The following is a 25,476-nucleotide window of genomic DNA, read 5'->3' as shown; positions in this document are numbered from 1 at the left end:
GCGTGGAGCAAACCGGTTAGGCTTTCGTAGAGTTCACTTTATCCTTTGAGGTGGGTGCATTTCCCGACACAAAGGATAAATGAAATCATAGAAAGACTGGTTTGCGCAACGCGTCTAAAGAGCGTGGAGCAAACCGTTCAATCTTTGTCACACGTGAAGTGACACGCTTGTTTAAATATCTGTTTTTTATTAAAAAAAGTGAATAAAATACATTATGCCGGCATTTAAACTAAGTAAAACTCTGAACAAGATTCCTTTTACAATGTATTTTTATTTAACTATTTTTTGGCATCAAAAAGGTTCTCCAGTAATGAGCTCTACTGCTCGTTACTGGAGAACCTTTTTTAAAACCCGTACTCTTCTTCTTTTGCTTCACGCAATTTTTTATAGGTATCTGTTAAAACAACAGTGTCTTCTACTAATCGTTGGATACGAAAAATAATATCCTCATTCACAATTTCTTTTCGGTAAAAGTCCTTTTCCTCAATAAACACATACGTTTGCACAATTTGAGCTTTCATATAAGCCAAGATTGGTTTTAATTGTTGTTCTGCGATCAAATAATGTCTCGGTGAACCTGAAGTTACAATCATACTCACCACTTTATCTCTAAAGGCATTTTGAGGCAACAAATCAAAGATATTTTTTAAAGTAGCTGGTATAGACGCTTGAAAAATGGGTGTACCAATTATAATGGCATCAGCTTCCATCAACTGTTTGGTTACATAACCTGTATCACCACCATATTCCAAATAATTTCGTCCATCACTGAACTGAAGAGAATAATCTGCCAGATCAATAAGTTTAAAGTCGACTTCTGGACTACTTTCTATTAGCTCTTTTTGTACATAATCCATAGCTGTTCTAGTCTTAGTTCCCACGTTAGAACCAGAAATACCTACTATTTTCATTTTTTACCTCCTTTCACTTCACTGCAGTATATTTCCTGATAGCCGGCAAAATTTCATTACCAATAAATTCTATATTCTTAGCCAATTTATCAAATGGCATTCCACCAAAATCCATTTGAGCAAGATAACGTTGATGCCCAAATATTTCGTGTTGATACAGAATTTTCTCAATCACTTCTTGAGGGGAACCAACATTGATTATACTACGCTTATCTACTGCTTGAGCAAAAGCTTGCTTTGGAAATCCTTGTCCATTCGTTAACTTCATACCTTCATTGATGTATGGATATACTTCTTTTAATGCCTGTTGCGTTGTTTCAGCCACGTGGAAAAAACCTGTCGTTCCAACTGGAAGAGTGGCTGGATCGAAATGACTTCTTACAGCTGCTTCTCTGTACGCATCAATAGTATACTTAAAGTGAGTAACCGCTCCTCCTAAAGTGGCCAGCATCATTGGTACACCCGCGTAACCAGCTTTTATTGCACTAGCAGGTGTACCTCCCACTGCGCGCCAAATAGGCAGGGAGCCATTTTTTGGACGAGGCAAGATACGAGCGTTTTTTAAAGATGCTCTAAATTCCCCCTCCCAATTAACAATTTCTTCTTTATTGATTTGCAGTAATAAGTCGAATTTTTCTTCAAATAGAGCTTCGTAATCTTGAACGTCATACCCAAGCAAATCAAACAATCCAATTCTAGAAGCGCGACCCGCAATAATTTCTGTTCTACCATCTGAAATCAAATCTATAGTGGAAAAGTTTTCATATACACGAACAGGGTCTGAAGTACTTAGGATGGTAGACGAACTTCCGATCTTTATTTTTTTTGTAGCTTGAGCAATGGCCCCTAGTACTACAGCATGTGCTTGAGTGGCAAAGTAATCTTGATGACTTTCTCCAACACTAAAAAAATCTAGCCCAGCCTGATCAGCTAGTTTAGCCAACTCTATGATTTCAGAAATTCTCTGTTGAGCAGAAATTCGTTTGTTTGTAAATGGATCTGGTAGATGATCTCCTAGAGTATAAAGCCCAAACTCAAGTCCTTTACTTTGATCAATACGGTATTCTTTCAATTATATCGTCCTTTCTTCTTTGACTGCCTTTCTACTAAAGCTTATAATACTATTATTACTGATATCGTTACTTTTTGTAAGTACGTACTTTAAAGTAACATAGTATACAAAAAGATACTAAGGAGACATCTTCGTATGGAATTAGAACCAGATTTATGTAATGTCGAAGAGGCATTAGACATTTTAGTTGGAAAGTGGAAACCCATCATATTATTGCATTTGTTAAAAGAAAGCCCTTTGCGGTTTAGTGAATTAACCAGGAAAATTCCTGGAATTACTCAAAAGATGTTGACTAAGCAATTACGCGAATTAGAAAAAGAAGACATTGTTCATAGAACTGTTTATCCAGTAGTTCCTCCTAAAGTAGAATATTCTATCACTCAGTATGGAGAAAGCTTATCTCCTATTTTGAATGCAATGCATGAATGGGGCACGCACCATACTTCTCGTCAAAACAATCAATCACTGTAATTATTTTCATTCAAAAAGGAGTTAGGGGAAACCCTAACTCCTTTTTGAATAGATCATTTAGCCTTCTACCAATGCATTGATCACTTTTTCAAAACCTGCTACTTTTGCAGCTGCTTCTTCATTGGTTTCAGCTTTAGCGCCAATGTAGAATTTGATTTTTGGTTCAGTACCTGATGGACGGATAGCAATCCAGCTGCCGTCTTCCATCGTATATTTCAATACATCTGCAGCAGGCATTTCAATAGTTTCAATTGTGCCATCTGCTAAAGTTTTCGTACTTGTTTTGAAGTCTTCTACTTCAGTAACTTTAATGTCGTTAAATTCAGTTGGTGCTTGATCTCTGAAACGTTTCATCAACGCTTTAATCTTTTCAGAACCTTCAATACCGGCCATTTTCACAGAAATTGTTTTTTCATTGAAGTAGCCGTATGTTGCATACAACTCTTGCAAACCATCATATAGAGTCAGTTCTTTTTCTTTGTAGTAAGCTGCAACTTCTGCGATCAATACCAAGGCTTGAATCGCGTCTTTATCTCTAACAAATGATTTAACCAAGTAGCCGTAGCTTTCTTCAAAACCGAATAAGAAAGTCTGGCTGTTGTCTGTTTCATACTGCTCGATTTTTTCTGCAATAAATTTGAATCCTGTCAAGACATCTACCATTTTTACGCCAAAACTTTCTGCGATAACGGTTGGCAACTCACTTGAAACAATAGATTTTAAGACTGCTCCGTTTTCAGGCAATGTTCCGTTATTTTTTTGAGCCGTTAGTAAATAGTGCAGCATCAAGCTGGCAATTTGGTTCCCAGTCAATACTTCATAATCTCCAGCGGCTGTTTTGACAGCAATCCCCAATCGGTCAGCGTCAGGATCTGTCGCAACTAGTACATCTGCATCAATTTCTTTCCCTAATTTGATTGCATATTCAAAGGCACCTGGTTCTTCTGGGTTTGGAGATTTCACAGTTGGGAATTCAGGATCAGCGATTGCTTGTTCAGGAACTAAAGTGATGCCTGTAAATCCGGCATTCGCTAAAGCACGCTCTCCCAGCATTTTCCCAGTACCATGTAGTGGTGTGTAAACCAGTTTCATGTCGCTTCCGATTCTTTCAATCATTTCTGAATCAACCGTTACTTCTTTTACGTGGTCTAAATACACTTTATCTACATCTTCGCCAATAATCGTCAATAGACCTTTTTCTTCTAATTCTTCTTTAGACAGTACTTCAATCGATAAGCTGTTTTCAATACTGCGCACAAATGAAGTCAACGCATCAGCATCTTTAGGCGGCATTTGACCTCCATCTTCACCATAAACTTTGTATCCATTGTATTCTGGAGGATTGTGGCTAGCTGTGATCATAATACCTGTAAAAGTGTTCAGATGACGGACCGCAAAAGACAACTCCGGTGTTGGACGCAAGCTTTCAAATACATAACTTGGGATACCATGAACACCCAGTGTTTTAGCGGCTTCTAAAGCGAATTCGGGCGATTGGTGTCTAGAATCATATGCGATTGCTACCCCACGTTTCATTGCTTCTTCACCGTTTTGTTCCATAAATAAAGCTAACCCTTTTGTAGCTTGACGAATGGTATATTGATTCATTCGGTTGATTCCTACGCCGATAACCCCGCGCATTCCTGCAGTACCAAATTCCAAAGGCGCATAAAATGCATCTTCTAAAGTTGATTCATCTTCTTTTAAAGCCGTTAATTCTTCTTTTAACGTTGGGTCTAAATCTGAGAAATCATTCCATATTTTATAAGTTTCTTTCCAGCTCATAATTATACCTTCTTTCATTTAGTAGATATGTAAACTCTCTTAAAATTATACCATTTATTAAATAAGAAAACGAGAAATGAGCGCGGTCAGATATGATTTTATATCCATTTTTTTTAATAAACATAAATTAATCCACTAGTAAAAACAATTTAGTCTTTCAAGAACGAAAAAACACCGTTCAATGTGGATGATCCACAACGAACGGTGCTCTAAAAACAAAGTATTCATTTTTAACCGTTTATTTTTTCTGCTTCCAAAGAGTCTTTCAATTCTTCAACAAAATTAAATGCTCCTTGTCCAGCTAAACTACCGTCCCCAACTGCTGTGGCAACTTGACGAAGTGGAGTTTTGCGTACGTCTCCAACCGCAAATATACCAGGTACGTTCGTTTCCATTTTTTCATTCGTTACGATCCAGCCTTCTTCATCAGTGATTCCTAATGGACGGAATTTTTCTGAATTAGGAACTAACCCAACATAAATAAATGCTCCGTCAGCTGAAAATTCAGAGACTTCTCCAGTCTCTTTGTTTTTCAATGTTACGCTGGAAACTTTCATATCGTCACCATTGATTTCTTCAACAGTCGTATCCCAGATAAAATCAATTTTGTCATTTTTAAAGGCACGGTCTTGTAAAATCTTTTGAGCGCGCAATTCACTACGACGGTGAATGATGGTTACTTTTTCAGCAAACTGAGTCAAGTAAGTTCCTTCTTCAACTGCTGAATCTCCTCCACCTACAACGACTAGGTTTTTGTTGCGGAAGAAAGCTCCATCACATACGGCACAATAAGAAACTCCACGCCCATTGTACTCTGTTTCGCCGTCTACACCTAACTTGCGGTGTTCAGCTCCTGTTGCAATGATGATCGAACGTGTTTTAAATTCTTTTTTCCCAGCAATGATGGTTTTGTATTCTTTTCCATCTATGACTTCTTTCACGTCACCATAAGCGTACTCAGCACCAAAATTCTTCGCATTATCAAACATTTTAGTAGATAGATCCGGACCAGTAATGCTTCCGAATCCTGGGTAGTTTTCTATTTCTGCTGTATTATTCATTTGTCCGCCAGGAAGCCCGCGTTCTAAAATCAATGTATCTAAATTGGAACGAGATGCATATAACGCTGCAGTCAAACCACCTGGTCCTGCTCCTATAATGATCACATCATAAATTTTATTCATTTGTTCTAATTCCATATCGTATTCTCCTCGTTCGCTAAGTCTATTGTTCCACTCTAACTAAAATACAGTAAATGTTCCAGAAAGACAACTTACTTTAAGAAAGTAAGTTGTCGGTTTGTCAAAAAATGTTCAATTCTTCTTCTAAGTCTTTTTGAAACTCTTCTGCTTCTTCTCTGTATTCACCATTGGGAACTAGATATAAATACATTTGAGTGCACTTCAATGCTTTTGTATAATCCCCTAAAAAAGCATAATTATTGGCTTGGAAATAATGGACTTCAGGATAATTTTCACTGCCTTTTTCTATCAATTCATTGATTAAATCACATGATTTTTGAAAGTTTCCTAGATGTTGGTAAATCAAAGCAGTTTGACATTGCCCAAATTCCCTATCGCCATCATTATCTGAAAGAGAAGTAGCTCGTTTAAAGTATTTTAACGCTTGTTCCAGCTTATTTTTATCAAACGCCTCCCAGGCCCTGTTAAAATAAAAATCAGCATTGGGATTGATTCTAATGATATTTGATTGAACTGGTTTATTAGACATCATTCCACTCTCCTTCATCACTTTGCAAATCAGTTCCATAAGAATAAAAAAAGCCCTTATTCAAGGTTTTCTATCCTTCATATTGACTCATATTATAGCACATTTCCCCTTGCTTTAATAGGCTTGCTTCCTTATATTCCTTCCTACTATGGATAGTTGGTCCCCTTTGTGAACGAAACCGATCACACTAAAAATTGACAAAACTTACGTATTTCAAGATGCGTTTGAATTTGTGTTTAACTAGTTTTCAAGACTTTAAACGCGTGAATTTTTTTGCTAAAATTGTAACGGTTACATATTTTTCTACTCCCTTATGAAAGGAACTGAGATAATATGAAAAAACAATTGCATCTTACTTATTTTTTAATTATTCCTTTTGTCCTTTTTGGCTGTTCAAACCCTTCTACTGAAGAAAAAGCAACTGTCCCCTCACCAGAATCCTCTTTGGAGACAACCATTATTTCTGAAGAAAAGGAGTCTAGCGAAGCAGTTGAAGTGGATTCTGCTTCTTCCTCCCATAGTACTGATGAAGTTGAAAGCAGTCTCCCATCTGAAACATATACAACTCTTAACGACTATTCGAATGAGGAAATCGAGTATGCACGAATTTGGCTGCAGCTAGGAGCAAACCAAGAATTGGATCAATTGTATGCCAAAAAAATTCCAGCAGGGACACTATTGAACCCAGATGATGAATCAAGCGCTGTATACCCTGAAGAAGTCATCCAATTGACTGGAACAAGGCTAGTCGATGGTTCAATCACTTACAGCAGCAATGGCGACGGAACCATCAACTTATACACTGTACCTTTACGATGGGATGGTGTTTATCCAGCTGGAGAAGAATTTTATCGTGATCTATTAGACCAAACGAAACAAGTCTCTATTGAACCAAATGTTGAAGAAGACATTATTGAATTTATTCAATTACTGACTATTGAATAACAACCTGAACAGATAAAAAGTGCTCCGAAAATTAAATCGGAGCACTTTTTATTCAGCAATTTTTTTTACGATTTTTTATTTTTTTCTTCTTCTACTTTTTCTTTTAACACTTCTTCGATTTCTTCAATAGCTTTCTCATTGTCCTCAGCTTCTAAGTCTTTAGCTAGGTCTTTGATGTATTGGCGCAATTCATCTTTAACTTGAGTATGTTTCAGACCATATTGAATGCTGGTCTTCATAAATCCAAACTTGTCTCCTACATCATAGCGTTGCCCTTTGAACTCATGAGCAAAAACTCGTTGGATTTTATTCAAATTGTCGATAGCATCTGTCAACTGGACTTCGTTACCAGCACCTGGTTCTTGATTTTCCAATATCTCGAAAATTTCAGGAGTCAATAAGTAACGGCCAATAATCGCTAAATCACTAGGGGCATCTTTAGGATCAGGTTTTTCAACAAACTGTTTAACATTGAATAAACCATCGTCAATCTGGGCTTCTGGGTCAATGATCCCGTATTTTGATGTATCTTCATGAGGAACTCGCATAACAGCTATATTAGAAGCATGCGTTTTTTCATACCGATCCATCAATTGCTTAGTCAACGGAACTTCATCGTCCATGATATCGTCCCCTAACATGACCACAAAAGGTTCATTCCCAACAAACGCTTTGGCATGAAGAACAGCATCACCCAAACCTTTTGGATAAGACTGGCGCACAAAAAACAAATTCAATCCAATAGTCTCTTCGACAAGTTCCAATAACTCAAATTTTTCTTTTTCGCGTAAATTCTGTTCTAATTCAATATTGGAATCGAAATGATCTTCAATCGGCCGTTTGCTTTTACCCGTAATGATTAGGATATCTTCAATTCCTGAATTGATCGCTTCTTCAACGATAAACTGAATTGTCGGTTTGTCTACAATAGGCAACATTTCTTTCGCCATTGCCTTCGTTGCCGGTAAGAATCTTGTACCTAATCCTGCTGCTGGGATAATTGCTTTTCTGACTTTTGTCATCTTTCTTCCTCCTCTATTTCATTATTCTATCTCATTTTTACCAACGCGATTCATCAACTCTGTAATGACTTCTTTCACGTCAGCATTATTATACAATACCTCATAGATAGCTGTCGTGATTGGAAGCTCTACATTTTTTTGAACAGCTAATTCATAAGCCGCTTTTGTTGTAGAAAGTCCTTCAATGATCATTCCCATATTTTCTACAATCTCATCTAAGCTCTTTCCTTCACCAAGCATTTTTCCTGCTCGCCAATTTCTCGAATGAATACTCGTACACGTTACAATCAAATCGCCCACTCCGCTTAATCCTAAAAACGTTAAAGGATCCGCGCCAAATGAAACTCCTAAACGAGTGATTTCTGCCAAACCTCTAGTCATCAAAGCCGCTTTCGCGTTGTCTCCATAACCCAGTCCTACTAATGCACCTGCACCTACTGCGATGATGTTTTTTAATGCTCCTCCGAGCTCCACTCCAACAATGTCTTGATTAGTATAGACTCTAAAATAGTCATTCATAAAAATACTTTGGACGTATTCTGCACTCTCAGTTTGGTGACAAGCTGAAGTAATCGTTGTTAAATCTTTCACCGCTACTTCTTCGGCATGGCTTGGTCCAGATAAAGCCACTACGCCATTTCTTTTTTCTTCCGGTATCTCTTCTATTAAAATCTCCGAGATGCGCTTATGTGTTCCTTGTTCCAGCCCTTTACTAGCATGGATGATCACTGGTTTCCCATGAATAAATGGAACGATATCAGCGGATACTTGTCTGATAGCTTTGGTGGGAATGACAAATAAAATGGCATCCGTATTTTCTAAAGCAGCTTTTAGGTCGCTAAAAGCTGTCAATTCTTTTGGCAGCTGTTTTCCAGGCAAATAGTGGCTGTTCACATGCAGATCGTTGATCTCATCTACTTGCGCTTGTTTATGGCTCCATATACGTACTTCATGGTCATTATCAGCCAATACCATGGACAATGCTGTCCCCCACGAGCCGGCTCCTAAGACTGTAATGATTTGTTTATTATCCATTCTTACCCTCTTCTTTCTTCAACAACTAAAGTCTCTTTGTCTAAAATAAAGTCTGTTAAGGCAGCCATAGTTGGTACCGTAACACCTGGTTCAAATGGAGCAATTTCTTCAGGAGTCTTTTCAGACCATCCAACAAATACGGAAAGTATCCCGGCATTTTTAGCTGCAAGGATATCGTGTCCATTGTCTCCTACCATTATAGTCGTGCTGTGTTGGCAATTTAATCGCGCCATGGCTGTGTAGATCGGTTCTGGATTTGGTTTAAAATGAGTGTAATCCTCTGCCCCTATCACGACTTCAAAGAGTCCCTCTAAATTTAAATGACGAATCCCTTTTTCCAGAACGTCGTTGCGCTTGGTAGAAACAACCGCTAACCGGATGCCTTTTTCTTTTAATAAACGCAGGTTTTCTTCTACACCTTCAAAAAGACGAATCATTTGGTCATGATATACCGCATTATAGTCTCTATATTTCGCAATCATTTCTTCACTTTTTTCAGGATCCAACAATTGATAGGTCGTTTGAAGAGAAGGTCCATTAAACTTTCGCACGCTTTCCAAAGTATATTCTCCAGGGAAATATTCTTCCAACACACTCAAATGCGACTGGTTGATCAAAGCGTTAGAATCCGCTAATGTTCCATCAAAATCAAATAATACTGTTTCAATACTCATTTTATTCAGTCCAATTCTGTTATTTCTTTTTTTGTACCTTGATTCCATCGGTATAGTAAGGTTTCTTAGGGTAATCTCTTCGACGGTAAATCCAAATGATCAGTGCCCCAATGAAAATGATCGCACTCAATAATTGAGAAACTCGGATCGGTGTTCCAGGAATGTACAAGCTATCTGTACGCAAACCTTCTATGAAGAAACGTCCAAATGAATACCACATAGCATAACTTAAAGCTACTTCGCCTTGCAGCAGCAAGTGTTCGCGATTGCGTAATAGGATGATGACAACAAACCCTATCAGACTCCACAATGATTCATATAAAAATGTTGGGTGATAGTATAGCCCGTTGATTTCCATTTGATTGATAATAAATTCTGGCAACATCAAGTTTTCTAAGAATCCTCTAGTCACTTCGCTCCCGTGAGCTTCTTGATTGATAAAGTTCCCCCAGCGTCCAATCGCTTGCGCCAGCAATACATGCGGAGCTAGGATATCCAGCATCAGCCAAAGAGAGATGTTCCTTTTTTTGGTAAACCAATAAACGGTCAGACCTCCAGCTATCAACCCGCCATAAATAGCTATTCCACCATTCCAAATAGCAATGATCTGAGAAGGATTCTCTAAATAATACCCTAGTTCAAAGATTACATAGTATAATCTGGCCCCTACAAAAGCTATTGGAATTGTCCAAAGCGCCATATCGATAATGGTATCTTCATCGATTCCTCTTTTTTCAGCTTCTTTCATGCTGAGAAAGATAGCAACAAAGATTCCCAAGGCAATAATTACTCCATACCAGTGAATCTCTAAAGGTCCTAATTTAAGAGCTATAGGATCCAACGGCTTATACACATCGGTCATAATCAATTCTCCATTTCTATTCTAAATATGTAGACTCGCAAAAATCAGGCCATTATTCTCTGATAGCCTCTCAGAGAATAATGCCTGTGCGTCTTCATTTGTTATGCATTTTATTCGTCTTCATTCTCAGCAGTAGAATTCTTTTTGATCAATTGCTCAAGGTTCTTATTCAACGTTTCAATGGCGTCATAACCCATTTGTTTTGCTCTAAAGTTCTTAGCTGCTACTTCAATGATAATGGCTAAATTTCGCCCTGTACGGACAGGAATAGAAATTTTAGGGATATCGACATTAAAGTAGCGATTGCTTTCAGCAGCGCTTCCTAAACGATCGAATTGAACTTCTTTATCCCACATCTTAAGGTCTACTACTAGATTAACTGTTTTGCTTGTACGGATTGAACCGACACCAAATAAATTGATGACATCTATGATTCCGACTCCTCGAATTTCGATTAAGTGAGCCAAAACTTCAGGCGGTTCCCCAACGATACGATGTTCATCCAACATATACAAGTCTACACGATCATCAGCTACCAAACGGTGTCCTCTTTGAATCAGTTCTAAAGCTGTCTCGCTCTTTCCAATTCCACTGTCTCCTGTAATCAAAACTCCCATCCCGTAAATATCAACCAATACGCCGTGAACGGACAAACGAGTCGCCAAGCGTCCTTCTAAGTAGTTGGTCACATTACTGGTCAATCTGGTTGTTGGATTCTCAGATTTTAATAGCGGTATACGCGCTTCAGCAGCTGCCTGAAGAAACTCTTTAGGCGGTTGCAGGCCTCTGGAAATCAATAAAGCTGGTGTTTCTTCGTGACAGATGCGTCGCATAACGATCATTCTTTCGTCATCGGTCATTTTTTCCATGAAGGAAATTTCTGTTCGTCCAAATAATTGAATACGATCATATGGGTAATAACTAAAATACCCTGTTAATTCCAAAGCTGGACGTGATAAGTCGCTCGTTTTTATTTCTCTGTCTAAGTAGTCATGCCCTGAAAGCACTTCTAAAGGTACTGCTTTTATCATTTCACTAACTGTCACAGTTCTAGTCATTTTCTACAACACCAACTTTCAATTTTTCTATCATTTTATAAGATTGTTTTTTTATTAAGATACTGCTATTCTAACATTTTCCAGTGCACCATGAAAGGTATTCACTAAAAAACCCTTACAATCCTTAAAAAGAAATATTGATTTGTCCGTATTTTCTAGGAATAGGTCTTTTTCTTCTTAGAAAACCCTTTAATTGTTTTTCAGCTAAAAAAATCCCGGAATTAGACCATTTCAGTCTAGTTCCGGGATAAAGTTCTGTTGTTTGAAAACTGTCATCAAACTAATCTCTATAAATCTTGACCGTTGTTCGGTTATTGAAAAAAGTATTTATCATAGACAGAATCAATGCGACTAGCATTGTCATCCAAAACGATGAAAAGTAAAATCCACTGCCGACAATAGCAGAAGTCAAACTCAACATCGCAGCATTTATCACAATACTAAAGAACCCCAAGCTTAAAATAGTAATCGGTAAGGACAGCAGGAACAAGATCGGCTTTACAGTCATATTCAATAAAGCTAATACCAAGCTGGCTCCTAATGCGATCCATACACTTTCTACATAAAAGCTGGTGCGAAAAAAGCCTGACAAAGCTAGAAAAGCTAACGCATTAACAATGATTCTTTGCCAAAACTTCACTAGAAGTCACTCCAGTCATCATCTTCGACTTTCTCAGCTTCTTTACGCGGTTTCTTTTTTGGTGCTTTCGGTTTGTAGTATCCGTTATAATCTGCATGTGTTCTTTCAGGACCGTTGTTCTTTGGTTCTGGAATCAATACAGATAAGAGGATATACAACAATACTGGTGATCCTATTCCGATAAATAAAACCACTACGTAGATCAATCGTAATAATGTAGAGTCAATACCGAAATATTCAGCAATACCACCAATAACTCCAGATACCATGCGATCGTCTTTTGATTTATACAACTTTTTCACATTTTTCACTCCTTTAAAACTGACTTATTTATTCTGATAACTCTTTATTGTTCTCCATCTTTGAGCATTACATTACCAGTAGTCGTTCCTACTTTCAAGTAAACAGGCGCTTGGGCGGTCACTCTTCTAAAACTCATCATACGATTGGTGTGATCTTTCTTTTCTCTCAAGATTTCCACATCGCTCATACGGTTTTGGATGGAACCAAAGTTTGTTTTTGCTTCGCCTTCAATGCTGCTTGTTTTTGGTAAAGATAATTTAACTGTGCCGTTGACTGAAGTAGCTTCCATACGGACGATATCGCTTCCTGTCAAAGTAGCTTTCACAGTTCCGTTAACGGTTGATAAATTGCTGCTCTTGTAGTTTCCGCGTACCACGATGTTTCCATTTACACTGCGGACTAACAAATCTCGTATTTGGCTGTCTAGAACATTAACAGATCCATTGACTCCTTCAGCCTCTAACATAGTTGCTATTAGTTTTTCAAACGTTAATGACCCGTTTGTAGACTTCACATACACATCTTTACCTTCAAATGTTTCAAATTTCACGTTGCCGTTTAATAATTTAAGTGCTGTGTGATCGTAGGCTCTATTTGGAAGATAAACCACGATATCCGTACGAACACTCTTATTCGGTACATGGAACGTCAATGACTCATCCGTCAAATTGATCGTGCTGCGTTTGTTGAATGCTTCTAACGGCTCAACTTCCGCTTCTTGTTTTCCGTATAACTTGATGTCTGCTTCAATTTTGATGTCTTGGCTGTCCCAAGTTTTAAAGTGAACATCTCCATTAGCAATTTTTACATTTAAGATAGTTGCTGTCGTTTCAGGGTAGTAGAATTCATGTTTTAATTTTGTAGAAACTAATCCTGGAACGCGGACATTCACATCTTTCCACTCCATATTGTCTACAACTTGCGATAAACTTTCTTTGAGGAACTTCCCAAATTGACTTCCTACCTCAGTGACTTTTTCATTTACATCTACAAATGTTTTTTGAGCAGTGTCTTTCCATTCATCCGGAATTTCAAACTTTTCAGAAACTTGTTTTGTTTGAGTCTTCCATTGTTTTTTCTTCACATTTTTCATGCGCTCTTCTAAATCTGAACGTTCTTCTGTCAACTCATCCAGTTCAGCTTCCAATTCATCAATGTTGGCTTCAAGAGCATCCATTTCGGCTTCTTTTTCAGGAGCCAACTCTTCTAGATCTTCCATTGTTTGAAGAACCATCAGTTTTTCTTCCAGCACATCTTTACGGCGTTTGACCTCATTGATACTGCTGTTTAGTTGATCTAATTGTACAGAATAAGCAGAAGCTTTATTCGCTAATTCTTCCAAAATCGTTTCAAGTCGTTCACGATCTTTTTCTTTTTCTTCTTCTAATCTGTCCTCACCAGTTTTGTACGCTTCTTCTGTATCAACAGAATCAGGTTCAATAGCTGGCTCAGGCTCTGTAAAAGTCTCTGTTTCAGTTACTGTCTCAGTTGCGGAAGTCTCGTCTTTTTTAATAGCCGCTTTTTCTTCTTTTTTAGCCATGTTTTCCAAAAGCATCAGCGCTTCTTCAGTTGAGATAATGTCATTTTTAACGAGTTCAAGAATTCTTTCTCTTTCTTTCATGTTCATTTTCCTCCTTATGCTTTACCAGACTACCTGAATGTGTTGTTTCTATTTGTTAAATGATTCAAGTTCTTTGCTATACACTTATTATGCAATAGTAAGGAAAGAATGTCATAGGACTTAAGAACGATTTTAAAGACTTTATATAGTCTTATCAAAGAATTTATCTTTCCTCATCATTTTACCATAAAGAGACGACAGAAAAAACAAACAGGAATAAAAAGCCTCCTGTTTGTCTCTTAGATTATTTTGTGTTGCTTGCCTTTTGTAAAATCTTTTTCAAATATTTTCCAGTGTAGCTGCCTTTTACATCTGCAACTTCTTCCGGTGTTCCAGTGGCTACGATGGTACCGCCGCCTTCTCCACCTTCTGGACCTAAATCAATAACATAGTCGGCCGTCTTGATGACATCTAAGTTATGCTCGATAACTAACACGGTATTCCCAGTTTCTACTAAACGATTCAAAACTTCTAACAATCGTGCGATATCATCTGTATGCAATCCTGTAGTAGGTTCATCTAAAATATAGAAGTTATTGCCGTTAGAACGTTTATGCAATTCACTAGCCAGTTTCATCCGTTGTGCTTCCCCACCAGATAAAGTAGTAGCTGATTGTCCTAATGTGACATATCCTAATCCAACATCCACAATAGTTTGCAATTTGCGATAAATTTTAGGGATAGCATCAAAAAAGCCAACTGCCTCATCGATTGTCATATTCAATACATCTGAAATGTTTTTACCTTTGTATTTCACTTCCAAGGTTTCAGAGTTGTAACGAGCCCCATGACAAACTTCGCAAGGAACATATACATCTGGCAAGAAGTGCATCTCGATCTTCAAGATTCCATCACCTTTACAGGCTTCACAGCGTCCGCCTTTAACATTAAAGCTAAAACGGCCTTTTTTGTATCCTCTTATTTTTGCTTCATTTGTCATCGCAAATAAGTCTCGGATATCATCAAATACACTTGTATAAGTTGCTGGATTACTTCTTGGCGTACGGCCGATAGGACTTTGGTCAATGCTGACGATTTTTTCAATCGATTCATGACCTGTCATTTTTTTGTACTTACCAGGTTTCTTTTTGGCTCGATTCACTTCTCTTTTCAGTGCGCGTTTCAAAATACCGTTCACTAGAGAACTTTTACCAGATCCTGAAACCCCTGTAACGGCTACAAAACGACCAAGCGGAAAGTCGACAGTGACATTTTTCAAGTTATTTTCTTCCGCGCCTGTAATTCGAATCGCTCCATTGTCTTCCAAACGTCTCTCAGCAGGTACCGGAATAAACTTTTTACCGGATAAATAAGCACCTGTTAAGGAATTCGGATTCTTTTCTACCTCTTCGGGTGTCCCCGTAGCAATGATTTCTCCACCTCTGCTGCCGGCGCCTGGACCGATATCTACTAGATAGTCAGCTGCACGCATCGTATCTTCATCGTGTTCTACTACAATCAGCGTATTTCCTAGATCTCGCATTTTTTTCAGTGATCCAATTAATCGATCATTGTCTCTTTGATGCAAACCAATAGAAGGCTCATCCAAGATATACAGAACACCTGACAAGTTAGAGCCGATTTGAGTCGCTAGACGAATCCGCTGTGCTTCTCCACCTGAAAGAGTTCCTGCTGTACGAGCAAGAGTCAAATAATTCAGCCCTACATCTTTTAGGAATGTCAATCGATCATGCAGTTCTTTCAAGATTGGTTCTGCAATAGCTGTTTCTTGTTCTCCCAACTCCAATTGATCGAAGAACTCTACTGTATGATGAATAGGATACTCACATACTTCACCGATATTTTTCCCTTGGATTTTTACAGACAAAGCTTGTGCGTTCAATCGTTTTCCATCACACACCGGACATGGCAATTCTGTCATGTACTGGCGCATTTGCTCGCGTGTGTAGTCGCTGCTTGTTTCGTTGTAACGACGTTTGATATTGGTCAATACCCCTTCGAAAGGCATTTTAGTATCTCTAACACCGCCAAAATCGCTCTTGTATTTAAAACGGAACAGCTCACCCTTAGAGCCGTTTAATACTAAATCTTGATCTTCAGCAGATAATTGTTCAAAAGGTGTGTCCATGTCGATCTTAAAGTGCTTGCAAGCTTGTTTTAGCAACTCTGGATAGTAGTTGAAACTGATTGCTTTCCAAGGCAGCATAGCCCCTTCATTTAAGGTTAAAGAAGGATCCGGAACAACCAAGTCAATATCTACTTCTAACTTAGCTCCTAAACCGTCGCATTCTCCACAAGCCCCAAAAGGAGCATTAAACGAAAATAGACGCGGTTCAAGGTCTCCAACGGTAAAACCGCAGTAAGGACAAGCATAATGTTCGCTGAACAGAACCTCTTCTTGTCCGATAATATCAGCAATAGCATATCCATCTGCCAGAGTTAGTGCGGCTTCTAAGGATTCAAATAAGCGTGAACGGTTGCTATCTTTAATCACGATTCTATCGATGATGACATCAATATCGTGTTTTTTGTTTTTTTCTAATTCAATATCATCCGAAATATCGTACATTTCTTTATCGACTCTGACGCGAACATAACCTTCACTTTTGATCTTGTCGAAAACTTTTTTGTGCTGCCCTCTTTTGCCATAAATGACCGGCGCTAGAATCTGCAATTTTGTTTTTTCTGGGTATTCCATAATTCGATCGACCATTTGTTCAATCGATTGACGTGTGATTTCTGTCCCGTCATTCGGACAAATCGGATGACCTACTCGAGCATAAAGCAAACGCAAATAGTCATTGATTTCAGTAACAGTTCCCACTGTAGAACGCGGGTTGTTGCTGGTTGTCTTTTGATCAATGGAAATAGCTGGACTCAACCCGTCTATACTGTCAACATCAGGTTTGTCCATCTGACCTAAGAATTGTCGTGCGTAAGAAGATAAACTTTCAACGTAACGTCTTTGACCTTCTGCATACAAGGTATCAAAAGCTAACGAACTTTTTCCAGAACCGGAAAGACCAGTCAGAACAATCAGTTTATCACGAGGAATAGTAAGATCAACATTTTTCAAGTTATGAGAACGTGCACCGCGGACAACAATTTTATCATTTGGCATTTAACTACATCCTTTATATTTAATGTTTACTGTTGTATAGTTTTCATTTTATCGCGAAATAAAAGAATAGGACAATTTTATGTATCCTATTCTTGCTTATTTTACCACAAGTCTTTTCAATTATCGAACGTTTGTTCACTTTAGTCGATTTTTTCTTCCATTTCATTAATGATCCGTTGAGAGATGACTTGTATTTGCGCTTGATTCATGTAATCACCGCTTAATAAATCTGGAAGTATCTCTTTGATCAAATATTGAACACAGGTTAAGTGTTTAAATTGTACGATCGTGCTGAGAGATTCTTCATAGATTTCATCAAATACAGGTTCTGGGTTCCCTTTTTGAATCTCTCCGAATGATTCATACAACAAATCGATTTTATCCGCGACAGATAAAATCTGCCCTTCTAAAGATTCGTCTTTGCCTTCTTTCATTCGGTTGACATAGGCTGCTTGAAATTCTTCAGGAATGACTGTCTCAATAAAGTTTTTCGCCATTTTCTCTTCTACTTTGGCTAATTTATCTCTCAAAGCTGGATCTGCATATTTCACTGGCGTTTTAATGTCTCCGATGAATAGTTCTGTATAATCATGATTCAACGCTTTTTCGTATAACGAACGCCAATCCACTTTGTTTCCAGCTTGTTCTTCCACAGTTCCTAAAAATTGCGCAATTTGTGTCACTTTAAAAGAGTGAGCAGCAACCGAATGCTCTTCAAATTTAAACTTCCCTGATAAACGAATAATATTTTCTAAGTCACTTAAACTTTTAATGTATTGATGCATCCCCATCTATACCACCCTTTCAAGAAAACAGTAAATTTTTTCTATACTAGCATACTTCTTTGCCCTTTGCAAAGAATACAAGAGATCTAAGATAAGAACAACTCGGTTATTTCCCCTTTATTGAACCAATTCTTCCATGTCTGCTACTACTTCGATGGTAGAGTGCGTAACATTGTATTCTTTCACCAGCAATCGGATCTGTTCGCGAATAGTGTCAAAATCCTCTGTATTTGTTGTAGAAGCATACACTGTTACAGCAAAGGCATTCTCTTGGCCATCAATTGACCAGATATGCAAATGAGATACTGCATGGACATAAGGCAATTTGCGGATTTCTTCATTCAGCCACTTGATGTCGACATCTTTTGGCACAGACTCTAAAAATACATTGGCAGATTCTAAGAAATTGGGCAGTGTGCGACTTAAAATGAAAGTTGCGATAGCAATAGAAAGTAACGGATCTAAAATATACCAATCTCGGTAATTCAATACGACCCCAACAATCAATACTCCTAACCATCCTAGAACATCTTCCAACATATGCAAGCTCAATACTTTTTCATTTGCTGAAGAGCCTTTGCTCATCAACCAAGTAGCAAACCCATTGATTGCAATGGCAACAATTGCGAGCCAGAACATCCCTTTCGAATTGACTGGTTGCGGATCAAACAATAAAGGAACACTGTGAAGGATGACTAGAATAGATCCTATAATCAGTACGACCGACGTCGTTAAAGCCCCGAGCAAAGAAAAACGTCGATGCCCAAAACTGTATTTAGCATTGGCTTCTTTTGTAGAGATTTTCTGAAATATCCAGGCTAAACCAATAGATAAAGAATCTCCCAAGTCATGAACAGCATCTGATAAAATGGCCGCACTATTAAACAATGCTCCAAAAATGAATTCTGCAATAGAAAACAGCAAATTCAAGCCAAAAACCAATTGCATATTCTTTGAGGCTTCTTTTCCATCGTTCAACGCATGATGGTGATGATGGTGTCCGTGACTATGTTTTTCATCCTGGTGGTGCACATTATGATGATCGGATTCTGAAAAAGAATCCAGTAAAACTTTGTCAAATCCCACTACTTTTTTTACAGCTTTTATATCCACCGTTTCAGGTACATACAATACACTGTCCCTAAAGCTTATATGGATTTTTTCTCCTTGAGGTAATGCTTGCAGTTTTGCTTCCATTTTTTTAGCACAATTTGCACAGTGCATTCCCTGAAGTTTGTATTTCTCCATTTCAATCCCCTCCTGCTCCGTTGTTCCTCTCTGTCATTCTTGAGCGTGCTCAATCACTTGTTGCAATACTTTATAAACATGCTCGTCCATTTGACTGTAATACATATTTTTGCCTTCTCTTCTGGCTTTTATTAAACGAGCTACTTTTAATAATCTTAATTGATGGGACACAGCAGATTGTTCCATTTGCAATTGTTCTGCAATAGTTCCTACGTTCAATTCTTTCCCATCTAGTAAGGATAATATCGTTATTCGAGTAGGATCACTCAATACCTTAAATATCTCGCTGACTTTTTTTATCGTTTCACTGTTTAAAGTTGAAGTTTTGCTTTGCTCCATCATTATCCTCCTTGTTGAATCCGTTTATCATATGTACATTTATTCATATGATTATATTATCATATGAATAAGGTGGTGTAAACAAAATAGACCGGAACTGAGATCATAATCTCAATTCCGGTCTATTTTTCTGCTAATATTAAATATCTTTTAAATGATTTTGCGTATTTAATTCTACTACTTTTCCTGTTTCCAAGTACACGATCCATTCGCTGATATTTGTTGAATAGTCTCCTATTCGTTCTAAATAAGTTGTTACGCGAAGGTAATCTGTCGCTCCAAGTACGATTTCAGGGTCATTTTTCATAAACTTAATACATTTTGCATATAGTTCTTTGCCCATCATGTCGACTTCTTTATCAAGAGCTGCCAATCTTCTGGCTTCATCAGCATCAAAAATCACATAAGCATCCAAAACTTTACGAACGATATAAAGAACTTTTTCAGACATTTCGTAAATTCCTTTTTCAATGTCGTATTCTCTTTTATTTCCTTTGACTCGAATCGTTGATTTTGAAATACTCACCGCGTGGTCTGCCATTCGTTCTAAATCAGATGTAGCTTTCATAACTGTAATAATTTTTCTTAGATCTGTAGTTACAGGTTGCTGCAATGCAATTAATTCAATACAGTCTTGCTCTAACGCAACTTCAAGTCGATTGATATGAATATCATTATCAATCACTTCTTGTGCAAGAGCTTTATCATGTTTTATAAAGGCTTCTATTGATTTCTCAATTGATTCATGTACAGCTTTTCCCATTTGAAAAAAATGGACATGCAGATCGTTTAATTCTTCTTCAAATACTTTTCTCATCTCAAATCACCTTCATTTATATAGTCTTTTTATCTGTTATAAGAGCATTTATATGTTACTTATTATTATGCACTGAATTGTTAGAAAAATCCAATGATTGTTCCTTTTTATGACTAAAACAATCAATAACCTTTTGTATTGGTATAGTTAAGACTGTTTTCATCTCTACTAATGGATATTTTCCAATCTTTTTTTACGGCAATTCAGTTCAATGGCAAAAAAAGAGAGATAGACCGAGTCTATCTCTCTAAAACATCTTAACCAAAACGACCTGAAATATAATCTTCTGTTTCTTGTTGTCTTGGAGTAGTAAAAATTTGTCTTGTTTTTCCGTGTTCAATCAAGTCACCCTGTAAAAAGAAAGCTGTATTGTCTGAAATACGTGAAGCTTGCTGCATATTGTGCGTTACCATGATCATAGTATAATCGTTTTTCAGTTCCAGCAACATGTTCTCGATTTTACCACTTGACACCGGGTCCAGAGCACTTGTAGGTTCATCCAGCAAAATAACTTCCGGTTCTACAGCTAATACACGTGCAATACAGACACGTTGTTGTTGTCCACCAGATAAAGCTAAAGCACTATTGTGCAGTTTGTCTTTCACATCGTCCCATACGGCTGCTTTTTTCAGACTGTCTTCAACGATGTGTTGGATTTTTTCTTTGTCTTTCATACCGCCGATTCGAAGTCCATAAGCTACATTATCGAACACAGAAAACGGGAAGGGATTAGGTTGTTGAAATACCATTCCAACTTTTTTTCTTAATTCCACTTTATCCGTTTTCGGACTATAGATATCATTACCTCGAAATTTCACTTGACCTGTGATGGTTACATTTTCAATCAAATCATTCATACGATTCAGTGTTCTTAAATACGTTGACTTTCCACATCCACTTGGTCCGATAAGGGCTGTAATTTCATGCGGATTAAAATCAAGTGTAATGCCTTTTAATGCTTCATTTTTGCCATAGTACAAATGCACATCATTTGTTTCAATAATTTTTTCATTCACTGTCAATTACTACTCCCTTCTTAACCAAAGTTACCTGAAACATAATCTTCAGTTTTTTGAATTTTAGGACGTGTAAATACTTTTCTTGTATCATCATATTCCAACACATTTCCTAAATAGAAAAAGGCCGTGTAGTCACTGATACGTGATGCTTGCTGCATATTGTGAGTTACGATAATAATTGAATAGTTTTCTTTTAACTCCAACAACGTCTCTTCTACTTGAGCTGTGGAGATTGGGTCTAAAGCACTAGCAGGTTCATCTAACAATAAAATATCTGGTTTCAAGGCTATTGCGCGTGCAATACATAAACGCTGTTGTTGTCCACCAGATAGAGCTAATGCACTCTTATGCAAGTTGTCTTTTACTTGGTCCCACAAAGCTGCTTGTTTCAAACTTGTTTCAACAATTTCATCTAATTCATTTTTATCTTTTAAACCATGTCTTTTCAAAGCAAACGCGATATTGTCATAAATGGATTTACTGAAAGGATTAGGGCGTTGAAATACCATACCGATGTTTTTTCTCATTTCGAATACATCGATATTTGATGCATTCACATCTACGCCTTTATACAAGATTTCACCAGTTACTTTAGCTATTTCAATCTCATCATTCATACGATTCAAAGATCTTAAATACGTTGATTTCCCACATCCACTTGGTCCAATCAAAGAAGTGATCTTATTTTTTTCGAATTCCAATGAAACTCCTTTGATAGCCTCATTATCTCCATAGTACACATGTAAATCATTTGTCTCTAAAGCTACTGTTGATTTATCTTTTAAAGTAATGATGTTCGTATTTTGAGTTGATTGACTTTTCATTATAAAAGTCCTCCTTTATTCCTAGTGGGTAAAAATGAATTTCCTTACATAGGAAACTCCATTCCAGCTGCAAGCTGATTAGCCACTTAGTTTGATCGAGCTGTATCAATGACTACATATGTTTCAAGGATTAACTCTTCGCTTCTGCTCAGTCTTATACTGTTCGACTGAACCAGCTGAAGCTGGAAGTCTCTCAGCAAAGAACATCCTCTAAAAAGAGAATAGATTTTCCTGTCGAGTCAGGATAGCGGCTCCCACATGCTGTTTTAGGTCAGTTGCGCTCCCCAGAAATCTCCGCCTAACGCTGTCCAATCCGCACAACCGCTGCGCTGGGTTGCTTGCGTTTAGACTTCGTTAGTGCTCAATTTCTCCCGGGGTCGCTCCACATGCTGTTATTCTGATGTGGCTTTTTTCTGTAGTTTTCTTCCTAGGTAGCGTGATCCTAGGTTAAATAGCATTACGGCAAGAATCAATACAGCTGATGCTCCGGCAGATACTTGTTCTCCGTCCGGCATTACACCCTCGCTGTTAATTTTCCAAATATGAACCGCTAATGTTTCTGCTGGTCGGAAAATATTCAATGGACTTGTAATCGATTGAGGGTTCCAGTTTGTAAAATCTAGAGCCGGCGCACTTTGCCCTGCTGTATAGATAAGAGCTGCGGCTTCACCAAAAATACGCCCTGCTGCTAAAATCATACCCGTGATAATCCCTGGTAATGCAGCTGGAAGAATAACTCTTGTAACTGTTTCCCAACGAGATAATCCTAGTGCCAGTCCTGCTTCTCTTTGAGTTGCTGGGATGGCCTGTAAAGAATCTTCAATAGTTCTGGTTAATAAAGGCAAGTTGAAAATCGTTAAAGCCAAGGCACCAGAAAGGATAGAGAATCCAAAGTCCCATTGAATAACGAAAATCAAGAAACCGAATAATCCGACTACTACGGAAGGTAAAGAACTTAAAACTTCAATAGCTGTACGTACAAAATCTGTCAGCCAGTTTTGTTTAGCGTATTCTGATAAGTAAATAGCCGCACCTAAAGCTAAAGGTGTACTAATCAGCATGGTCAATATCAACAAATAAAATGAGTTGAAGAGTTGGATCCCAACACCCCCACCAACTTGGAAAGATTTAGCAGGAGCTGTTAAGAATTCCCATGAAATCTGAGGCAGTCCGCGCCATAAAATAAAGAGCAATAAACTAGCTAGAATTAATACAATAACTGCTGACATAACGTAAATAACGCCTACTGCAATTTTGTCTGCTTTTTTTGAATTCATTATTTCATTGCTCCTTTCTTACCGATCCAACGTGTTAGGATATTAAAGAACAATGCCATCACTAAAAGAATCGTTGCTAGTGACCATAGTACATTATTTTCAAGGGTTCCCATAACTGTGTTCCCCATACTCATTGTTAAAATACTCGTTAATGTTGAAGCAGGAGTGATCAAATCAGTAGGAACCATTGCAGCATTCCCGATAACCATTTGAACCGCTAAAGCTTCTCCAAAAGCACGTGCCATCCCAAATACTACGGCTGTCAATAAACCGGGGGTAGCAGCACGCAAAACAACTTTATAAATCGTTTGCCAGCGTGTTCCTCCCATTGCCAATGACGCTTCACGATAATGACGCGGAACGGATTTTAAAGCATCTACAGCCATACTCGTAACAGTTGGCAATATCATAACAAATAAAACGATTGTAGCAGATAAGATACCGAATCCCGTACCGCCAAATATACTTCGAATAAACGGTACAACAACTGTAAGTCCAATAAACCCGTATACAACAGACGGAATACCAACTAACAATTCGATAACCGGTTGTAGAATTTTCTTCCCTGCTTTAGGAGAGATTTCCACCATATAAATTGCCGCTGCAATAGAAAATGGAGTAGCTAATAACGCAGATAATAAAGTAACAAAGAAAGACCCTAAAATCATTGGCAAAGCTCCGACCAACGGCTCCCCGTTTTCTCCTACCTCACCTGGTCTCCAAATATCTCCGAATAAGAAATCAATAACTGATACCCCATCGGTTGTAAATGTTGAAACTCCCTTGCTGATAACAAAATACAAAATAGACAATACGATTAATACAATAAACGCAATACAAATAAAACTAATGGTTCTTCCAAACTGTTCAATTTTGCGCTTACTTGATTTTTGCATAAACTTGCTTTGTGTCTCTTCCAAAAGAAAACCTCCTTGTACTCATTGACCTTATGCACAATGAAAGACGCTGTCTAGATAGACAGTCGTCTCTTTCATAAACTTACAGCTTTATAAATCTTCTATTCTGGATTTTCCACAGGAGACGTATTGCCTTCTGCATCTCTTTCAACTTCCATATTTTTGATTGGAATATATCCTAAAGCTCCTATTAAGTTGTCTTGGATTTCGTCAGATAACATGTAATCCATAAAATCTTTTGTCAATCCAGTAGGTTCTCCATTCGTATACATATGTTCATAAGACCAAATGATCCAATCATTGCTGTTTACATTCTCATTAGTAGGCTCGATACCATTAATAGACAATGTTTCTACATCATCATTGACATATGAAAATGCTACATAACTGATTGTTCCAGGCGTATTTGCAACGATTTGACGAACTGTTCCACTGGATTCTTGTTCTTGTGATACGACACTTTTCATTCCTTCTTCAAGGACCCATTTTTCAAAAGTAGCTCTTGTCCCACTTCCTGAAGAACGGTTCAACACTGTAATCGGCAGATCTTTACCGCCCAATTCTTTCCAATTGGTGATTTCACCAGTAAAAATACCTTGTAATTCTTCAAGAGTAACGTTTGTCACTCCAGTACCGGGTGTAACGATCGGTGTGATTCCAACTACCGCGACGCGGTGATCGACTAATTTAGACGCATCGATTCCATCACTTTCCTCGGCAAAAATATCGGAGTTTCCTATATCTACTGCTCCAGCAGCAATTTGGCTTAAACCAGTACCGCTTCCTCCACCTTGAACATTAATAAATTTCCCTAAATTTTCTGCACTGTATTGTTCTCCGGCTGCTTCTACTAAAGGTTGTAAAGCTGATGAACCAACTGCTGTTATAGACTCTTCATCCACTACTTCACCACAGGCTGTTAATACTAAACTAGCCATGACCACTAAAAGTGCTCGGAACTTTTTAAATTTCATCATGTACCTCCTATGAGATGACAGTTATTTACAAACTGACTATGTAAATATTATACATAAATTT

At 37.8% G+C, this 25,476-nt stretch carries 25 protein-coding genes; 2 read left to right on the top strand and 23 right to left on the bottom strand.

Features of this window, described 5'->3' with window-relative positions; genetic code table 11:
- Positions 1-344: 344 nt before the first annotated feature.
- Both BM137_RS07710 and BM137_RS07705 read right to left on the bottom strand, forming a co-directional pair.
- A complete protein-coding gene (locus BM137_RS07710; protein WP_092480583.1) occupies positions 345-911 on the bottom strand; it encodes an NADPH-dependent FMN reductase in 567 nt (188 codons plus the stop codon).
- A 13-nt stretch (positions 912-924) separates the two neighbouring features.
- Positions 925-1,983, bottom strand: a complete 1,059-nt coding sequence (locus tag BM137_RS07705; RefSeq protein ID WP_092480582.1) for an LLM class flavin-dependent oxidoreductase — start codon at positions 1,981-1,983, stop codon at positions 925-927.
- 135 nt (positions 1,984-2,118) lie between these two features.
- On the opposite strand from BM137_RS07705, the gene BM137_RS07700 reads away from it, so the two are divergent.
- Positions 2,119-2,454: a winged helix-turn-helix transcriptional regulator gene (locus tag BM137_RS07700; RefSeq protein ID WP_092480581.1), complete on the top strand. Its 336-nt coding sequence runs from the start codon at positions 2,119-2,121 to the stop codon at positions 2,452-2,454.
- Positions 2,455-2,511: 57 nt separating this feature from the next.
- Here BM137_RS07700 and BM137_RS07695 read toward each other — a convergent pair whose 3' ends face one another.
- From BM137_RS07695 to BM137_RS07685, 3 genes are all read right to left on the bottom strand, one after another.
- The gene (locus BM137_RS07695) at positions 2,512-4,239 is read right to left on the bottom strand and encodes a phospho-sugar mutase (RefSeq protein WP_092480580.1); all 1,728 of its coding nucleotides are present in this window, start codon (positions 4,237-4,239) and stop codon (positions 2,512-2,514) included.
- A gap of 230 nt (positions 4,240-4,469) precedes the next feature.
- Positions 4,470-5,438 (bottom strand): thioredoxin-disulfide reductase, encoded by a 969-nt coding sequence (trxB, locus tag BM137_RS07690; protein WP_092480579.1) that lies wholly within the window; start codon positions 5,436-5,438, stop codon positions 4,470-4,472.
- A gap of 103 nt (positions 5,439-5,541) precedes the next feature.
- Positions 5,542-5,970: a tetratricopeptide repeat protein gene (locus BM137_RS07685; protein WP_177192533.1), complete on the bottom strand. Its 429-nt coding sequence runs from the start codon at positions 5,968-5,970 to the stop codon at positions 5,542-5,544.
- 333 nt (positions 5,971-6,303) lie between these two features.
- Here BM137_RS07685 and BM137_RS07680 point away from each other — a divergent pair, with 333 nt between their 5' ends.
- The gene (locus BM137_RS07680; RefSeq protein ID WP_092480577.1) at positions 6,304-6,915 is read left to right on the top strand and encodes a hypothetical protein; all 612 of its coding nucleotides are present in this window, start codon (positions 6,304-6,306) and stop codon (positions 6,913-6,915) included.
- Between the two features lie 65 nt (positions 6,916-6,980).
- Here the strand turns inward: BM137_RS07680 and galU are convergent, their stop codons facing one another.
- The 18 genes from galU to BM137_RS07590 all read right to left on the bottom strand — a co-directional run bounded on the left by galU (position 6,981) and on the right by BM137_RS07590 (position 25,415).
- Positions 6,981-7,937, bottom strand: coding sequence for a UTP--glucose-1-phosphate uridylyltransferase GalU (galU, locus tag BM137_RS07675; protein WP_092480576.1), 957 nt, complete (start codon positions 7,935-7,937; stop codon positions 6,981-6,983).
- Positions 7,938-7,958: 21 nt separating this feature from the next.
- Positions 7,959-8,972, bottom strand: coding sequence for an NAD(P)H-dependent glycerol-3-phosphate dehydrogenase (locus tag BM137_RS07670; protein WP_092480575.1), 1,014 nt, complete (start codon positions 8,970-8,972; stop codon positions 7,959-7,961).
- A gap of 2 nt (positions 8,973-8,974) precedes the next feature.
- Positions 8,975-9,646, bottom strand: coding sequence for a pyrophosphatase PpaX (ppaX, locus tag BM137_RS07665; protein WP_092480690.1), 672 nt, complete (start codon positions 9,644-9,646; stop codon positions 8,975-8,977).
- A gap of 19 nt (positions 9,647-9,665) precedes the next feature.
- Positions 9,666-10,508 (bottom strand): prolipoprotein diacylglyceryl transferase, encoded by an 843-nt coding sequence (gene lgt / locus BM137_RS07660; RefSeq protein WP_092480574.1) that lies wholly within the window; start codon positions 10,506-10,508, stop codon positions 9,666-9,668.
- 110 nt (positions 10,509-10,618) lie between these two features.
- A complete protein-coding gene (gene hprK / locus BM137_RS07655) occupies positions 10,619-11,566 on the bottom strand; it encodes an HPr(Ser) kinase/phosphatase (RefSeq protein WP_092480573.1) in 948 nt (315 codons plus the stop codon).
- 280 nt (positions 11,567-11,846) lie between these two features.
- Positions 11,847-12,206: a phage holin family protein gene (locus tag BM137_RS07650; protein WP_092480572.1), complete on the bottom strand. Its 360-nt coding sequence runs from the start codon at positions 12,204-12,206 to the stop codon at positions 11,847-11,849.
- Positions 12,206-12,508 carry a PspC domain-containing protein gene (locus BM137_RS07645; RefSeq protein ID WP_092480571.1) on the bottom strand — a complete coding sequence of 101 codons (303 nt, stop codon included), beginning with the start codon at positions 12,506-12,508 and terminating at the stop codon, positions 12,206-12,208. Before BM137_RS07645 ends, BM137_RS07650 begins: the two co-directional genes overlap by 1 nt.
- Positions 12,509-12,552: 44 nt before the next feature.
- Positions 12,553-14,130 carry a daptomycin-sensing surface protein LiaX gene (gene liaX, locus BM137_RS07640; RefSeq protein ID WP_092480570.1) on the bottom strand — a complete coding sequence of 526 codons (1,578 nt, stop codon included), beginning with the start codon at positions 14,128-14,130 and terminating at the stop codon, positions 12,553-12,555.
- Between the two features lie 244 nt (positions 14,131-14,374).
- Positions 14,375-17,212: an excinuclease ABC subunit UvrA gene (gene uvrA / locus BM137_RS07635; protein WP_092480569.1), complete on the bottom strand. Its 2,838-nt coding sequence runs from the start codon at positions 17,210-17,212 to the stop codon at positions 14,375-14,377.
- Positions 17,213-17,352: 140 nt separating this feature from the next.
- On the bottom strand, positions 17,353-18,003 hold the full coding sequence (locus tag BM137_RS07630; RefSeq protein WP_092480568.1) for an HD domain-containing protein: 651 nt from the start codon (positions 18,001-18,003) through the stop codon (positions 17,353-17,355).
- A 111-nt stretch (positions 18,004-18,114) separates the two neighbouring features.
- On the bottom strand, positions 18,115-19,245 hold the full coding sequence (locus BM137_RS07625; protein ID WP_244887670.1) for a cation diffusion facilitator family transporter: 1,131 nt from the start codon (positions 19,243-19,245) through the stop codon (positions 18,115-18,117).
- A 33-nt stretch (positions 19,246-19,278) separates the two neighbouring features.
- Positions 19,279-19,584 carry an ArsR/SmtB family transcription factor gene (locus tag BM137_RS07620; protein WP_092480567.1) on the bottom strand — a complete coding sequence of 102 codons (306 nt, stop codon included), beginning with the start codon at positions 19,582-19,584 and terminating at the stop codon, positions 19,279-19,281.
- Positions 19,585-19,723: 139 nt separating this feature from the next.
- Positions 19,724-20,401: a phosphate signaling complex protein PhoU gene (gene phoU, locus BM137_RS07615; RefSeq protein WP_092480566.1), complete on the bottom strand. Its 678-nt coding sequence runs from the start codon at positions 20,399-20,401 to the stop codon at positions 19,724-19,726.
- 257 nt (positions 20,402-20,658) lie between these two features.
- The gene (gene pstB, locus BM137_RS07610; RefSeq protein WP_092480688.1) at positions 20,659-21,417 is read right to left on the bottom strand and encodes a phosphate ABC transporter ATP-binding protein PstB; all 759 of its coding nucleotides are present in this window, start codon (positions 21,415-21,417) and stop codon (positions 20,659-20,661) included.
- A gap of 20 nt (positions 21,418-21,437) precedes the next feature.
- Positions 21,438-22,244 (bottom strand): phosphate ABC transporter ATP-binding protein PstB, encoded by an 807-nt coding sequence (pstB, locus tag BM137_RS07605; RefSeq protein WP_092480565.1) that lies wholly within the window; start codon positions 22,242-22,244, stop codon positions 21,438-21,440.
- A 392-nt stretch (positions 22,245-22,636) separates the two neighbouring features.
- The gene (gene pstA / locus BM137_RS07600) at positions 22,637-23,521 is read right to left on the bottom strand and encodes a phosphate ABC transporter permease PstA (protein WP_092480564.1); all 885 of its coding nucleotides are present in this window, start codon (positions 23,519-23,521) and stop codon (positions 22,637-22,639) included.
- Complete coding sequence (gene pstC / locus BM137_RS07595) at positions 23,521-24,417, bottom strand: phosphate ABC transporter permease subunit PstC (protein WP_394810887.1); 897 nt, start codon at positions 24,415-24,417, stop codon at positions 23,521-23,523. The genes pstA and pstC overlap by 1 nt, the downstream gene beginning before the upstream one ends.
- Before the next feature lie 122 nt (positions 24,418-24,539).
- Entirely contained in the window at positions 24,540-25,415 is an 876-nt protein-coding gene (locus BM137_RS07590; RefSeq protein WP_177192531.1) for a phosphate ABC transporter substrate-binding protein PstS family protein, read from the bottom strand.
- Between the last annotated feature and the right edge of the window lie 61 nt (positions 25,416-25,476).

The organism is Desemzia incerta, assembly GCF_900115825.1.
GTDB lineage: Bacteria > Bacillota > Bacilli > Lactobacillales > Carnobacteriaceae > Desemzia > Desemzia incerta.
Note: the sequence above shows the minus strand (reverse complement) of the source record. Positions and strands in the feature narration are given on the sequence as shown.

Coding starts and splice junctions, on each gene's coding strand:
- BM137_RS07710 (WP_092480583.1), bottom strand. CDS start 911: ATGAAAATAGTAGGTATTTCTGGTTCTAACGTGGGAACTAAGACTAGA.
- BM137_RS07700 (WP_092480581.1), top strand. CDS start 2,119: ATGGAATTAGAACCAGATTTATGTAATGTCGAAGAGGCATTAGACATT.
- BM137_RS07695 (WP_092480580.1), bottom strand. CDS start 4,239: ATGAGCTGGAAAGAAACTTATAAAATATGGAATGATTTCTCAGATTTA.
- trxB (WP_092480579.1), bottom strand. CDS start 5,438: ATGGAATTAGAACAAATGAATAAAATTTATGATGTGATCATTATAGGA.
- BM137_RS07685 (WP_177192533.1), bottom strand. CDS start 5,970: ATGTCTAATAAACCAGTTCAATCAAATATCATTAGAATCAATCCCAAT.
- BM137_RS07680 (WP_092480577.1), top strand. CDS start 6,304: ATGAAAAAACAATTGCATCTTACTTATTTTTTAATTATTCCTTTTGTC.
- galU (WP_092480576.1), bottom strand. CDS start 7,937: ATGACAAAAGTCAGAAAAGCAATTATCCCAGCAGCAGGATTAGGTACA.
- BM137_RS07670 (WP_092480575.1), bottom strand. CDS start 8,972: ATGGATAATAAACAAATCATTACAGTCTTAGGAGCCGGCTCGTGGGGG.
- ppaX (WP_092480690.1), bottom strand. CDS start 9,646: ATGAGTATTGAAACAGTATTATTTGATTTTGATGGAACATTAGCGGAT.
- lgt (WP_092480574.1), bottom strand. CDS start 10,508: ATGACCGATGTGTATAAGCCGTTGGATCCTATAGCTCTTAAATTAGGA.
- hprK (WP_092480573.1), bottom strand. CDS start 11,566: ATGACTAGAACTGTGACAGTTAGTGAAATGATAAAAGCAGTACCTTTA.
- liaX (WP_092480570.1), bottom strand. CDS start 14,130: ATGAAAGAAAGAGAAAGAATTCTTGAACTCGTTAAAAATGACATTATC.
- uvrA (WP_092480569.1), bottom strand. CDS start 17,212: ATGCCAAATGATAAAATTGTTGTCCGCGGTGCACGTTCTCATAACTTG.
- BM137_RS07630 (WP_092480568.1), bottom strand. CDS start 18,003: ATGGGGATGCATCAATACATTAAAAGTTTAAGTGACTTAGAAAATATT.
- BM137_RS07625 (WP_244887670.1), bottom strand. CDS start 19,245: ATGGAGAAATACAAACTTCAGGGAATGCACTGTGCAAATTGTGCTAAA.
- BM137_RS07620 (WP_092480567.1), bottom strand. CDS start 19,584: ATGGAGCAAAGCAAAACTTCAACTTTAAACAGTGAAACGATAAAAAAA.
- phoU (WP_092480566.1), bottom strand. CDS start 20,401: ATGAGAAAAGTATTTGAAGAAGAATTAAACGATCTGCATGTCCATTTT.
- pstB (WP_092480565.1), bottom strand. CDS start 22,244: ATGAAAAGTCAATCAACTCAAAATACGAACATCATTACTTTAAAAGAT.
- pstA (WP_092480564.1), bottom strand. CDS start 23,521: ATGAATTCAAAAAAAGCAGACAAAATTGCAGTAGGCGTTATTTACGTT.
- pstC (WP_394810887.1), bottom strand. CDS start 24,417: ATGCAAAAATCAAGTAAGCGCAAAATTGAACAGTTTGGAAGAACCATT.
- BM137_RS07590 (WP_177192531.1), bottom strand. CDS start 25,415: ATGATGAAATTTAAAAAGTTCCGAGCACTTTTAGTGGTCATGGCTAGT.